Genomic DNA, 14036 nt, shown 5'->3' on the forward strand with positions numbered 1-14036 from the left:
TTACTACCCCCGAGAGCAGGTGATGAACCTGCTAGCTATAAACATCTAACTAGTAAGCTCCCGAGAGGACAACAGAAGCAGGATTGTTATCGATGCGCTGCCAGCCGGTGATGGGCGTACCTTGATAGAGCCAGATTGACCCATCGTTATGCAACTGGTAGAGATCTCCATTGCCATCGGCGGCAATAGCAACGGCCGCAGGATTGTTATCGACCTGTTGCCAGTTATTCGGGGTACCCAGATACTTGTAGATCGTCCCATCGGTATGCAACAGGTACAGTCCCCCCACGTTATCGACCGCAAAGGCAATGTTGCCACTCCAGCTATCCAGTTCCTGCCAGCCAGTCATCGGAGTGCCCTGGTAGAGCCAGAGTGTGCCATCGTTATGCAGTTGATACAGGTTGCCCTTGCCATCAGCTTCAATAGAGATGGTAAGCGGGTTGTTATCGAGCTCTTGCCAGGTATAGGGAGTGCCCTGATACTTCCAGATCGATCCATCGGTATGCAGCAGGTACAGTCCTCCCAGACCATCAGTTGCCAGCCCAATATTGCCAGGCCATTTATCCAGTTCCTGCCAGCCAGTCATCGGAATGCCCTGATAGAGCCAGACCGTACCATCGTTATGCAATTGGTAGAGATGGCCTTTCCCATCGACAGCAATCGCCGTAGCAGCCGGGTTGTTATCGACCTCCTGCCAACTGAACGGAGTGCCCTGGTAGAACCAGATCGACCCATCGTTACGCAACTGGTAGAGATTGCCAGAGCCATCTGTAGCCATCGCGGAAGTTCGCACATTGTTATCCAGTTCCTGCCAGGTGGACCCCTGATAGAACCAGATTGACCCATCGTTACGCATCTGATATCTATTTGTGCCGAACTGGCTGAAGCCGCGCATGGGGTATTGTTTCGTGGTGTAGTAAGCGGAAAGCTCAGCAATTGAAGTGAAGTACGAACTGCCGCCTGGCGTCCCGATAATACGTACGCCATCGCCCCATGTGTCGTTGAATGTGAACACATAGTTGGTATTGGCTCCGGCTGCATTGCTGTAGGGATAGCTCGGCGTGACATGCAATCCAGAGACGTTCACCCACTGGAAATTCTGGCGCACCTGGACGGTTAGACCATTGCTATACCAGCCGCCATCGCTAAACATATTGCCAGTCGTATAGACGACCTTATTCAGGTTATAGGCCTGATTCCAGGTATAGCCCCACCAATCTTGCGTCTTGGCCGCCTGATCATAGTCGTCTTCGTTCTCCGAAAGGTTGCCGTTGTTCAGTGAATCCGTGAAGTTTGCTCCACTCAGCGAGCCAAAATGCGTACTCTTACTGATGGCAGTTGTGCCATTGCCAGTCTGAGCCAGGTTGTTCGTATCACTTCTGGCATTTGCGGGCGTCGTGGATGTATACGGCTGAACATACATCTTACGCAAGTCGAAGTTGTAAGAATCGCCGCTACAGCAGACATTGCTCTGCAAATACATCGATTTACCGTCCGCGCTGATGAATTTAGAAGGGATACTGGTGCCGTATTGTCCGCGATTCTGGGTCAATTGAATGGGACCAAAGTCTTTCGACATAAACAGGCTCCATGGTCCCCAGGGATTGGGCGACTCATAGAATTCGTGGGTTGCATAGCTCCATGAGCTGAAGATATAGCGGTGCAATGGAGCATCGTAGGTGACGCCACCCTGACCGAAGGGGTGTCCATTGGTACAGCAGAAGTTGCCAAATGTCTGCGGATACATTTGGCGATCATCTTCTAATACTGGAACCTTGGCGTTAATGTCGCTGGACCAGGTTGGATTCCCACTGCCATCGGTACCGGTATAGAATTGCCAGCTTGAGCGCGTTTGTACGCTGGCACTGGGAACACGACCCAGGTAGAGCGACTGCTGGTCACGCCAGTTGCTATCAAAGCCATAAGCGTACACATATCCATCGATGGAATTCGCGTAGTTCTTGCCATAATCAAGGAAAAAGATCGTGGTAAAGGCGCTATTCGGGAACATCGGAGCATTGGCATCCCAGGTCCAGGTAGCCCCATGGTCGACCGATTTCGCAATCGATGCCGCGGGGACTGAATTAAAGTGATCTCGCTGTATATTCTGGAATGCAAGGTAGATCGTGTTATTGACGCAAAGCATGCCCGTTGGTTTGAGGTAGTATGCTGGTCCGCTCCAATTGGTTCCGACGTTCGTGGCGAGCGTCGTACCTGTCAGGTTCGGTGGCGTTCCGCTGATACGACTCACGGCCATATCAAAACGATTGGTGGTGCCTCCTGAGAATGCAGTGCCATCACCATTGGCTGCGTACAGATTGTTGTCGTCAGCCCAACACGAGGGCCATAAATCACCATCAGATGGTGTCTGATAGGTAGAGTAGGATTCTTCTTGTGCGGTTGCAAAGAAGGTGCTTTGTGGCGCCAGGGTCGCGACCCGCAGCGAGATGTCGTCGAACCGTGCCCAATAATCTGTCCCCTGCCCCCAGAATCCTCCATAGACAGTGACGGTTGTGTTTGGACCGGAATTAAAGTTCACGATCTGCTGCGTATAAAAAGGCAACGTACCGAATGACATCTCCTGGAGGACCGTCACACCATCAGCTTTACGAACGCCGAAGTATCCCACGTTTTGCGCAAAGCTGTTTTGTATCCAGCCCGTGAGCGTGTAATTCGTGTTTGGCTGTACTGGAACAGCCTGGATAATAGCGTGCCAGTTGCTATCGGAAGTACGTATCCACGCGTTGTTCAGGCCGGAATGGGCAAAGCCTGCGTTCAGATCAATCCCCTGGCTTCCTGGACCTTCCACATTCCAGGGAGCCGAGACCGTCCCCGTGGTCTGCTGCTCGAAACCACTATCTTGCACCAGATTTTGGGTGGCATAGGCTTGCCGGGGGGTGGTGGCAAGAGATGCGTTTCGTGAAGACGTGGTCGCAGCATGTGCTGAAGAGGAACGCATGAAGGGGATGCTTACCATGACGACGAGCATGGCAGTCAAAAAGATACTTGTAAGACGTTTAATCAATGAAAGCCTCCCTGCTTATTGAAAACGTTTTCCTATATATCCGTGCAAAACGTTCTCATAAACTTTGAAAACGTTTTCAAATAAATATAGTAAAAATAGTACCTGATCATTATTGGATTTGTCAATAGAGGTGTGAAGCGAATTATCACAAAGAAACGAGCTCTTTTTCTGTTAAGTGGGCACCTATATTCGCTAATTGTCCTTCAAAGAGGTGCATAGATGTCAGAATTTCATGAAAAGGATTTCTTAATAAGAGAAATATGCAGAGGCTCGTAGTGGCAGGTATATCGGCCTGGAAAGCTATTGGGGTCAATCTGTATTTATGGTCCCAATAGCTTTTCCAGAGAGCAAAACTCATACGTCAGGATCCACAATCGCCATTTCGCCTGCGGGTGTATTGCGATAAGCTTCAAATAGCTTCATAATTTCTAGCGACTGCTCCAGCGTGCCTTTCTCTGGAGCACGACCTGCCAGCACGCTTTCACAGAAATGCAGCACTTCCGGGACATAGCCCAGATAAAACAGATTTTTATTGTATAGCTGGCCCAAAGAGAACTCTGGCTCCCAGTATAGTGGGGCCTCTTTTTCATCTACGAGATACGAGGCTGAGCGACCATACCCCAGGCCGCTCGCTTTGCGGTAGTATGTTATCTTCAAGCCATTTTGTACCACGATATTCGCCTTTTCGCCTACGATTTCCAGGTATTCTAGTGGACTACTCGCCGATATGCCTGCGCACATGTGCAACGTTCCCACAGCCCCGGAGTGAAAACGCAGTGTCGTGATGCTCCCGCCGTTATGAGGTTCCCACTCATAGGAGAGGCGATGGACCTTTCCCATCAAGTAGCCTAACACAGCTCCCGGATGATAAATATGATCCAGCAGGCCCGTAAGCTGTCTCAGATCCTGACGTTGCTCGAAGGCTGGCATCGCTTGTGGATAACGCAAGTAACACGAGGAGATACGTCCAAAATCGAGCGTAGAAATAAGCTGTTTCACCTTCTCCATGCCTGGAGTGAAAATCTTCTTTAAGCCTGTCATCACGTAACGTTGATGCACCTTGCTGGCCTCCATCAGCTGACGGATTTCGGCTGTGCTGGCGGCCGTAGGCTTTTCCATCCAGACGTGCGAGCCATGTGCGAGGGCGTCCAGGGCAATATCCGTTGCCTGCACCCGACCATCAGGATGATAAGAGGTCACAATGAACACGGCATCTGGCCGTTCATGGTCGAGCATCTGGCGATAATCAGTATAGTAAGAGCGTGCTCCAAACTGGCGTGCATATGCCTCCGCGCGCTCACCTTGAATGTCAGCGATAGCAACCAGGTCTACGGGAGCATACTGAAAGGTCGGGTAGACATTCCGAAAGGAGTGGCCGCCAGCTCCAATGAAGCAGACACGTAACTTACGCTCATACTCAAAATTATACTTTACATACCTCTCGACTTTCTTATCCATCGAGTGCTTCGTTTCAGATTGCATCAACAATTCCTTTCCTTCTGGAACTTCTGTGTATCAAATTCCTGGGACTTTTCTGGTGATGGTTGCTAAAATGAAATATGAATGGTATACAATATACAATATATCAAAGTCAGTGGGAAGAGGTATTTGCATTGGAGAGAGCAGCATTGACCAATAAACTGGAACATCAATCTCTCACTCAGAGAATCCACGATCGAGTCCGTGAACTGATCGAGTCAGGTGCATTGTCACCTGGAACACAACTCGATGAACGTAAGCTCGCAAAAGATATGGCCGTGAGTCGAACACCTTTACGAGAGGCAATCGCGACGCTTGTTGAGGCAGGCATTGTTGAGCGACACCCTTATCGCGGGAACTTTGTCCGTACGTTCAGCGCCGGGCAAGTAAATGATCTCTATGTGGTTCGCCAGGCACTCGAAGGATTGGCTACGCGGCTGGCGGTATCCAAACTTTCAGAAGAAGGATTGGCAGAGCTACACCTGATTCTCGATGAGGCCCAGGCAGCGCTGGAACGTAGTGACTTGATTGGCTACAGTAACGCTGATCAACGTTTTCATGAAGCTATCGCACAAGCCAGTGAAAACGAGATCTTGATAGAGTCTCTTAATCGCTTGAAATGTCAGATTCAAATCGTGCGCTTGAGCGCGAATCGTGACCCTGACGTGGTTGCACGTACTGCTCTGGAACGTCCTCGCATTCTTGCTGCATTAGAAGCACGCGATGGAGACCTGGCGGCCCGGCTGATAGAGGAGCATATTGATGGAGTTCGCCGCGCTGTAATCTCTCAGATGTCAGCAACAGAAGCCTAGAACTTTCGGCTCTGGGATAGCTATTATCATTGGTCAATATGAATTATAAGGAGGATTATCATTGAATACACACGATAAGGTCAGAAAGATAATAGATGAACCTATGCAACATTTGAGTTGGGGACACCTCTCCTGGTTAGTAGGAGCGAAACAAATGCCTGGAGCGGAACAAACAATGGGAGTCGTCACGATTTATCCGGGCAAACGCAATGCCTTGCATAAACACCCCAACTGCGAAGAACTGCTCTATGTCGTCTCCGGTGAGTGTGATCATAAGCTAGGAGATGAAATCTTCCATCTGACGCCAGGCAGCGTGATTTGTATTCCGCGTGGAGTACCACATTGGGCCAGGTGTACCAGTGCCGAATCGTTGGTAGCGGTGATCTCTTTCTCATCTCCCGACCGCCAGACCGATACCCTTGAAGGTGATGAAGCGAGCTGATGCTGATTACAGCCGTGGTATAGTTTCTGGTAAGTTCGTCAATAACATCCAAGTGCGGGAGAACCGTGCAATCAGATACTGGACACTTTGTCACCAACCTCTCTCTGATTTCGTAGTCAAAACAAGGGAATATCCAGGCCAACAACAAATAGGGAAAGGAACATTGTCACCATCAAAACACACATTTGCATCCGGGCCTCAGTAATCCGGATGCAAATTCGACGGAGGAAAAAGGTTATGCCAGAGCTCAATGCCAACACGTGCAAGATCTTCAAGGCAAATTTGGGCCACTACTCTTTGCTGGAAATCATCCATCATGTGGTGGGCAATGAACTTGCTATCATTGTCGGATATACAAATCGTCTACAACGAGCAATATGGACATCAGAACAACCGCTAGAACAGAAGGCCTGGGCACAGAGTCGTGAAAAATGGGAGGATTATTTGCGCATCATTACGCAGAAGGAGGCGCAACTCAATGACTTTCTCACACAAATTCGTGTATTAACGCTTCATCCGGCTGATGAAAGATTTTGTTCAACCATGTTGAAACTCGATGTTACCGGCTTAGTACAGAAAATCATTGACCGACTTTTTCCCCTTTTCTGTGATCAAGAAATCCAGGTTCATGTGCCTGAACAGCCATACTTTATTGTATGTGATCCTCTTTGGATCGAAGTTGTATTAGAACATTTGTTTACGCATAATCTAGCCTTTCATGATGGCTCCGAACCAGCCACTATCTCTCTGGAGTGTCGCGACGAGCCTGCGTATCATCTTCATGAAGTACAAATAAGTATCCGTGTCACAAAACGCCCAGTCAAACGCATACCGATTGCCGAAGGGAAGATGTTTGAAACGTGGTCGCAGACACTCGACCAAAGAGATCAGGACGTTTGCATAGCATTATGCTATGACATCCTGCAAAAACATGGAGGACGTCTTTGGACTGAACAAGGACAGGAACAAGCAGAAAGTATGATTATTGCACTACCCTTAGCGTCAGAAGCAAGTGCCGAATAATGCCATTTGACTTGATTAATTATTGGATCTTCCTTCGAAATGGATAGAGTCAAAAAGAGAAATAAAAGATATAGCTGTATAATAAACATTTTTTTTATTAATATCTATAATCGTAATCAGCCGGTTAAATACCATCCAAAATTGTATAAAGGAGTTTAATCTACAGATGACTCAAGAAGCTAAAAACATCGCATCTGAGTACCGAGGATATGCACAGGCATTTCAAGGCGAGAGCGTGGTACAAGCCTATCATTTTCGTGCTCCTTATCCGTCTGAAACCTTTGCTCTTCTGGCTGGACTCATTCGACCTGGTGAACCCAGCCATGTCCTTGATGTCGGCTGTGGCACTGGCAATATTGCTCGTCACCTCGTCGAGCGAGTTGATCGGATTGATGCAGTAGACTTTTCGCAGCAGATGATCGAGCAAGGCAAACGCCTTCCCAATGGAGACCACCCTCATTTGCGCTGGCTCTACGGGCGCGTAGAGGATGCGACGCTTGATCCACCGTATGCGCTGGTGACAGCAGGTGAGAGTTTGCACTGGATGGATTGGGGGATCGTCATGCCACGTTTTCATGAGATCCTGATGAAAGATGGCTATCTGGCTATCGTGGCAACCCACACGATCCCTGATCCCTGGTCACCTCTGGGTGAGATCCTTCCGCGTTACAGAACGGATAGATATCAAGGACAGCCAGATGACACGCAGCAGCAAAGCCTCTTTCAAAAAGTCGGTGAGTGTACAACCAGGCCAATTACATTTGTCCAATCTCTCGACGACTTTATCGAATCCTTTCACTCACGGGCAGGCTTTTCTCGGGAACGTATGGGGCAGGCACAGGCTACGGCTTTTGATCAGGAAGCAAAAAAGATCTTGCTGAAATCCTATAGCGATGGCACGATCACATTCCAGGTCACGGCACGTATTGTGTGGGGTTTCCCAGGAGGCCACTAAAGAAGTTGTTGGACGGAGGTGCAGAGGGGTTGTGTTGATGGAGCAGATAGCTTCCTCCGTCCTTGCAAGCAATGATCTACCACTGGATTATTCCTTCGAGTTAAGAAACCTGGAAAGTGTCTGTGCCAGGATCATGAGCTTGACTCACCTTATTAATTTATTGTATTATCTGTATATCCAAATTAATTCGTTGGATAGATTGCCTACATAATAGGCTAGGATCTAAGATATCAGACCGTGTTTGGGGTAGTCCCACAGGTCTATAAAATCAAAGCCCTGGAAGTGATTGGTCACGAGATCATTCCTGCGGTCGCGGACCTCTAGTATCCGGCGGGGGGTGAGTTCTGTAGTGTGCCGAAAAGACGGCAGAAGGAGGTGCATCGATGCCATATCAATATAGATGGCTGGCAGTCATAGCAGTTGGCCTCTCACTTTTTCTCTCAGCGCTGGATGCGACTATTGTCGCGCTGGCGCTGCCGGTGATGGCCCACCATTTTCAGCTCTCGGATAGCCTGGCTTCGTCGATCACCTTGAGTTATGCAATCCCTATGACCTTGCTCATCTTGCCGGCTGGGGATCTTATCGGGCGTTTTCGGGTTTTGCCAACCTTCCTGGTGGCTGTGCTGGGCTTTGGGCTGGGGAGTCTCATCTGTGGCCTGGCGCCGAATTTCCTGATCCTCCTGGCGGGTCGTGTAATCCAGGGCGGTTTGGGTGCAGTGATTGCGACGCAGGGTTTTGCTGTGGCTGCGGCGATGGTTCCGCCGACAGAACGTGGACGAGCAGTTGGCCTGATTGGTTCCCTGGCTCCTCTGGGCGGAGTCACTGGTCCGGGTATTGGTGGCTTGCTCCTCTCTCACTGGAACTGGCCAGTTATTTTCTTTGTCAACGTACCAATTTGTTTGCTGGCGGCTCTGCTGGGGTTCTGGAGCCTGCGTGGAGTAACCATGGGGGATCGTCACTCGGGATCGCGGAATGGATTTCAGCATATGGGAGCGTTGCTGCGGCGCCCGTCATTTCTTTGGGGGCTGCTTGGATTTCTCAGCAGCACGACTATTGCTGGAGGTCTCTACTACCTCTTTCCGTTTGATCTGAGCAGCGTGCAGCACTTTACGCCTTCTGTGGCGGGTGTGTTGCTCTTGTGCATGCCACTTGGCATGGGGCTGATAGGATTTCTGGCAGGCTATCTGGCGGACCGCTATGGTGCACGGCCATTGACGCTAATCGGTACCGGTCTCCTTCTAGTCGGTTTAGTACTGCTCTTACTGGTGCTGTCGCATCCTACTTCTGTACTTGATTGTACCTGGCGTCTGATGCTCATCGGTGTGGGTATGGGTCTCTTTAACGGCCCCAATCAAGCTTTGTTGATGAGTGTGGGTCACCGGGAGACCATGGGCGCAGCTAGCGCGCTTTCTAATCTGAGTGCGCGTCTCGGATCGGTTTTCGGTCCATTGTTGCTGGGCATCCTCTGGTCTGTTCTACCAGGGCTTGCGTTGCAAATGAACGGCGGAGGAATTGTTTTGGCGTTTCTGGCCGTGCTGTGTGTTTTCTGTGCCTGGATAGCGAAGCCTCAAGCACAACAGGATCCGCGGCAAGGCGAGTCGGCACACGTTGAGCAGGAAGTTGCCCGGTGAGCAAAAGTAATGAAAGAAAGGAATTTCTTGAGGAAAGCTCAGGTTTCTGGGAACACGAACTTGACGGTGAATTGTTATATACATTACTATGAGTTAGAGTTGTCTTTTTAGGGCTACAATTATAAACCGGTAGAGGAAAAATAAATATGAACAAGTTGACACCGCAAGAAGAGCGGGTAATTTTGCATAAGGGGACTGAGGCTCCTTTTAGAAACGAGTATGATGAGTTTTTTGCCGACGGCACCTTTATCTGTCGGCGTTGTAACGCTCCCCTCTTTTCTTCGGAGAGCAAGTTCAATAGTGGCTGTGGCTGGCCAGCCTTTGATGAGAATTATCCGGATGCGGTACGCCGCGAGATGGACGCTGATGGCAGGCGAACAGAGATTTTGTGCGCTAACTGTGGTGGTCACCTGGGACATGTCTTCACCGGTGAGCGCCTGACGGCTAAGAATACACGCCATTGTGTCAACTCCCTGTCAATTCGCTTTATCCCTAAAGGTAAAGAACTTCCTCCCACGTTGCACGAATAATGGTTCAATAAGAAAGCGAGCAGCCCGGCAATCTAGCCGGGCTGCTCGCTTAAGATCCCTATCATATCACTCGCAATGGCGTGTCCGGCGGCTATTCTGCGTCACCATGAGAACTGCATCCTCTATCTTGATAGAGATTCTTCCACGTTTCTCTCTATCTAAACGAGAATGCACGCGAAAGGTTTTGTTTCCATGTGGCTTGAAGGACGGTTGGTTGAGAGTAGCCAACCAGTACGTTTACACATAGCGAATGGCACCATTGGTACGATAGAAGAGATACACACTTCACCTTCCACCTCTCTCTGGATTGCACCAGGATGGATAGATATCCAGGTCAATGGAAGTCGGCCATTCTAAGGAACATCTATGTTTCATTTTCAAAGCGCATTATTGTAGAGTCAAATACCCCTTGGAGTAGGTCTCTGGAATCATTTCAAATTCCCATGTAATGTGGTATATCATATCTTTATGCAAATATTGCCACATATTTCCGCATACGTAACAAAAATAACAAATCTGCATTAAAAAAACCTCTTTGCTAGAGTCTTATATAGTGACACTCACACACAACTTTCTGTAGTAAATGTTCTGATTGCCGATCAATGGTTTATGATCACTTTTCCAAGGGTGTTTCTTCTGAACACAAATTTTCATGCGGAGTGATGTGTTTGCAGTGCATGATGTTTTAAAAGTAATTATGGTGCATTGACTGCGAAAGGAGAATAACAAGTATCAATCCAATAAAAAAGAGCTATAGGTGTCTCTGAGGAAGGGATTGGTTGAAGGGGAGATTGATCCGTTATTTTGTCTTCGTAAGCGACCTCTTATATTGAAGGATTCGATACATGATTAAAACAGTACTCTTGCGGCTGTATACGCGAATAGTTCAAGCACTTGATCAATCGGTTGGTTGGTATAGGATGCCACTCCTTCTCGGACTTGTGATGCTAATCGCGATGCGTATCATCTTGAGGAAGCAGAACTTGTATGATACCTCTGGAGTGAAGTCGACAGGCTCAGGCAAATCTTCATCAGGTGGAGAGAACGCACGCTATCTGGTTGCACGCACGGCGGATGGAACCTATAACGATCTGGATATACCTACAATGGGCAGTGCCGGAACACGGTTCGGGAGGAACGTCCCACTTCAGGATGCGTATCCTGATACGGATAGTGCCATCCTCACGCCTAATCCTCGTATCGTTAGCCTCGAATTACTCGCTCGCGACACCTTTCAACCTGCAACGACACTCAACCTACTTGCGGCTGCGTGGATTCAGTTCATGATCCACGACTGGTTTAGCCATGGCAAAAACCAGAAAGAGAACCCATGGAAAGTGCCTCTGGCTGATAATGATCCCTGGCCGGAACATCCTATGACGATCCTGCGCACGAAGAGCGATCCAACACGGGCGCAAGGCCCTGATGGCTTACCTCCCACCTATCTTAACGCCGTGACGCACTGGTGGGATGGTTCTCAGATTTATGGAAGCGATGAAGCGACCCAGACCAGCGTGCGATCAGGAAAAAATGGCAAACTGATACTTGGTGGGGATAACTTACTTCCTGTTGATGCGGCCACTGGCATCGATATAACCGGCGTCAATGGCAACTGGTGGGTTGGCCTGGCTTTGTTGCACACACTCTTCACGCTAGAACACAATGCGATCTGTGACCGCCTGCATGCAGAATATCCATCCTGGTCTGACGACGACCTGTTCGATCATGCCCGACTCGTCAACGCAGCTCTTATGGCGAAGATCCATACCATCAATTGGACTCCTGCGATCCTCAGTCATCCTACTTTACAAGTTTCGATGAATGGTAACTGGTGGGGAGTAGCGACGGAAAAAATATATAAACTCTTTGGGCGCATCAGTAAGAGTGAGGTTATCAGCGGAATTCCAGGCTCTCCTAAAGACCACTTTGGGGTACCCTACGCTATTACGGAAGAGTTTGTTTCTGTCTATCGCATGCATCCTCTCTTGCCTGACGAGATCAGCTTCCGTTCTGCAGTAAATGACGAACTTATCCAGAGGCGAACTTTTGCTGAGGTTGTGGACAAACAGGCTCATGAGACCTTAGAGCAGATCTGTATGACGGATGTTCTTTATTCGTTTGGCACCTCGTATCCTGGCGCGATCACGCTGCACAATTATCCTCGCTTCCTTCAACAACGTACAGATCTGGATGGGACCATATTCGATCTGGCAACGATAGAAATTTTGCGCGATCGAGAACGTGGTGTGCCGCGTTACAATGAGTTTCGCAAGCTAGTTCATCGCCCACTTATCAAGAGTTTCGATGAACTGACTGACAACAAGGTATGGGCGGAGGAGCTTCAACGCATCTACGACAACGATATCGACAAAGTCGACCTCATGGTTGGCTTGTATGCAGAGAGGCCCCCGAAAGGTTTTGGCTTCAGCGATACGGCCTTTCGTATCTTTATCCTCATGGCGTCCCGCCGCTTGAATAGTGACCGATTCTTCACAACCGATTATACTCCCACAGTCTACACTCAAGCTGGCATGGATTGGATTGTCAATAATGATATGACGACCGTCTTGCTGAGGCATTGTCCTGGTCTGGCACCATTGCTTAAAGGCGTAAAGAATGCCTTTGCACCCTGGCCAAATGCGAAATCCTGAAGACAACCAGTACATATTGTCAAGCGTTAGCTACTTTTCGGAAATGAAGGAGCGCGAAGTGAAACAACTTCATGTACACAATTGGTTCGGTAGCATTGATTCGTCACCCTATGTTGTAGTGCAACCTGACAGCGTCGAGGATATCATCGAGATTATGCAAAATCATGAGAAGTATCCCAGTCCAGTTCGCGCTGTTGGCTCCAATCATTCCACAACACCTTGTGGAGTAGCTGAGGGTGGCACACTAGTCGATATGCGCAAAATGAATCGGATCATAGAGATCAGGCCCGATTCTGTGACTGCCGAGGCCGGAGCACTCTACATTGACGTGAACCAGGAGTTGCAAAAGCACAACCTGCAATTTAATGTGAATGTGGAACTAGGGAACCTGACGATTGGAAGTGCCTCCTGTGGTGGAACCAAGGATGCATCGATGCCAGGTGAGTTTGGTCAGGTCTGTTCCTACGCTTCTGTAATTAAGATGGTGACGCCTTCAGGAGAACTCCTAGAGATCACAGAAGATCAGCCCGAACTTTTACATGTAGCCCGATCGAGCTATGGTTTGTTCGGAATCATTTATGAGGTGACATTCAAAGTACGACCTTTGCAAGCTATGACTGTGTATCATAAGTCATACACCCTTGATGAGTTTGCCAGCCAGCTCCCCACACTCAGGACACAGGGGAACTCAATCATGCTGTATCTTAACCCGTTTCTGGATAGAGTTGTGGTTGAGTTCAGACGCTATCATGACACGAAAAAACCACAAAGTCTCACGTCCTGGCAATGGAAAATACGGAACTTTATCTGGAGCACGCTTTCGCCATTCTATGCCTATTGTGTCACGAAGTATGTTCCGATTGTTCCTATCAGAGATTTCCTGTTTAATCTGTTTAATCGGCTTATTTTCATCATTTGTGTCCTGCTCATTCGAGGAAACAATACCCTTGCAATCGCTCAACAAATTAGATACCCTGCAGTGGCAACAAACAGCAAATACACATTTAGCATTTGGGCCTTCCAGGAAGAGAATTACATCGATAACCTGCGGGCCTACTTTAAATTCTGTAAGGATTACTATCGATCTACAGGCTATCGCTCCAATATGATCAGTGTTGGCTATCGCATCAACCAGGACGATAGTTCAATGTTCTCCTACTCGTTTCGAGGGACGGTCATGACCTTCGACCCGGTTTCTACTGGAAACCCAGGCTGGGAAGCATTTCTGACTGCCTATAATGAGCTGTGTAGTAGCCTTGGAGGCGTACCGTTGTTTAATCAAACTAACTTACTCACCTCTGAACAAGTTGCTCATGCATTCGGAGATCGCATCGCTACTTTCGAGAGCTATCGCAAGCGTTTTGATCCAACAAACCGCTTGCTCAATGGCTACTTCAGCAACCTTTTCACTGTGGAGGAACCCATATCGGATAGGACTTTATAAGACTTCATCAGTGAATGGAGACGTGTGGGAGCCAGGAGCTCGAG

General features: G+C 48.7%; 11 protein-coding genes. 9 read left to right on the forward strand and 2 right to left on the reverse strand.

What is annotated here, in order from left to right; all coding sequences use genetic code 11:
- Positions 1–49: 49 nt before the first annotated feature.
- The gene (locus JMI88_RS27025) at positions 50–3025 is read right to left on the reverse strand and encodes a DUF4185 domain-containing protein (RefSeq protein WP_201365072.1); all 2976 of its coding nucleotides are present in this window, start codon (positions 3023–3025) and stop codon (positions 50–52) included.
- A 354-nt stretch (positions 3026–3379) separates the two neighbouring features.
- Complete coding sequence (locus tag JMI88_RS27030) at positions 3380–4507, reverse strand: Gfo/Idh/MocA family protein (protein ID WP_201365073.1); 1128 nt, start codon at positions 4505–4507, stop codon at positions 3380–3382.
- A 131-nt stretch (positions 4508–4638) separates the two neighbouring features.
- On the opposite strand from JMI88_RS27030, the gene JMI88_RS27035 reads away from it, so the two are divergent.
- The 9 genes from JMI88_RS27035 to JMI88_RS27075 all read left to right on the forward strand — a co-directional run bounded on the left by JMI88_RS27035 (position 4639) and on the right by JMI88_RS27075 (position 13992).
- Positions 4639–5316: a GntR family transcriptional regulator gene (locus JMI88_RS27035; RefSeq protein WP_201365074.1), complete on the forward strand. Its 678-nt coding sequence runs from the start codon at positions 4639–4641 to the stop codon at positions 5314–5316.
- Positions 5317–5419: 103 nt separating this feature from the next.
- On the forward strand, positions 5420–5758 hold the full coding sequence (locus JMI88_RS27040; RefSeq protein ID WP_373323984.1) for a cupin domain-containing protein: 339 nt from the start codon (positions 5420–5422) through the stop codon (positions 5756–5758).
- Positions 5759–5995: 237 nt separating this feature from the next.
- A complete protein-coding gene (locus tag JMI88_RS27045) occupies positions 5996–6781 on the forward strand; it encodes a histidine kinase (protein WP_201365076.1) in 786 nt (261 codons plus the stop codon).
- A gap of 166 nt (positions 6782–6947) precedes the next feature.
- A complete protein-coding gene (locus tag JMI88_RS27050; RefSeq protein WP_201365077.1) occupies positions 6948–7736 on the forward strand; it encodes a class I SAM-dependent methyltransferase in 789 nt (262 codons plus the stop codon).
- A 383-nt stretch (positions 7737–8119) separates the two neighbouring features.
- Positions 8120–9367 carry an MFS transporter gene (locus JMI88_RS27055; protein ID WP_201365078.1) on the forward strand — a complete coding sequence of 416 codons (1248 nt, stop codon included), beginning with the start codon at positions 8120–8122 and terminating at the stop codon, positions 9365–9367.
- Positions 9368–9513: 146 nt separating this feature from the next.
- Entirely contained in the window at positions 9514–9897 is a 384-nt protein-coding gene (locus JMI88_RS27060) for a methionine-R-sulfoxide reductase (protein WP_201365079.1), read from the forward strand.
- 192 nt (positions 9898–10089) lie between these two features.
- On the forward strand, positions 10090–10254 hold the full coding sequence (locus JMI88_RS27065) for a hypothetical protein (RefSeq protein WP_201365080.1): 165 nt from the start codon (positions 10090–10092) through the stop codon (positions 10252–10254).
- Between the two features lie 488 nt (positions 10255–10742).
- Positions 10743–12548, forward strand: coding sequence for a peroxidase family protein (locus JMI88_RS27070; RefSeq protein ID WP_201365081.1), 1806 nt, complete (start codon positions 10743–10745; stop codon positions 12546–12548).
- Positions 12549–12606: 58 nt separating this feature from the next.
- Positions 12607–13992 carry an FAD-binding protein gene (locus tag JMI88_RS27075; protein WP_201365082.1) on the forward strand — a complete coding sequence of 462 codons (1386 nt, stop codon included), beginning with the start codon at positions 12607–12609 and terminating at the stop codon, positions 13990–13992.
- The last annotated feature ends 44 nt before the right edge of the window (positions 13993–14036 follow it).

The organism is Dictyobacter formicarum (genome assembly GCF_016587435.1).

Coding starts and splice junctions, on each gene's coding strand:
- JMI88_RS27030 (WP_201365073.1), bottom strand. CDS start 4,507: ATGCAATCTGAAACGAAGCACTCGATGGATAAGAAAGTCGAGAGGTAT.
- JMI88_RS27040 (WP_373323984.1), top strand. CDS start 5,420: ATGCAACATTTGAGTTGGGGACACCTCTCCTGGTTAGTAGGAGCGAAA.
- JMI88_RS27045 (WP_201365076.1), top strand. CDS start 5,996: ATGCCAGAGCTCAATGCCAACACGTGCAAGATCTTCAAGGCAAATTTG.
- JMI88_RS27050 (WP_201365077.1), top strand. CDS start 6,948: ATGACTCAAGAAGCTAAAAACATCGCATCTGAGTACCGAGGATATGCA.
- JMI88_RS27055 (WP_201365078.1), top strand. CDS start 8,120: ATGCCATATCAATATAGATGGCTGGCAGTCATAGCAGTTGGCCTCTCA.
- JMI88_RS27060 (WP_201365079.1), top strand. CDS start 9,514: ATGAACAAGTTGACACCGCAAGAAGAGCGGGTAATTTTGCATAAGGGG.
- JMI88_RS27065 (WP_201365080.1), top strand. CDS start 10,090: ATGTGGCTTGAAGGACGGTTGGTTGAGAGTAGCCAACCAGTACGTTTA.
- JMI88_RS27070 (WP_201365081.1), top strand. CDS start 10,743: ATGATTAAAACAGTACTCTTGCGGCTGTATACGCGAATAGTTCAAGCA.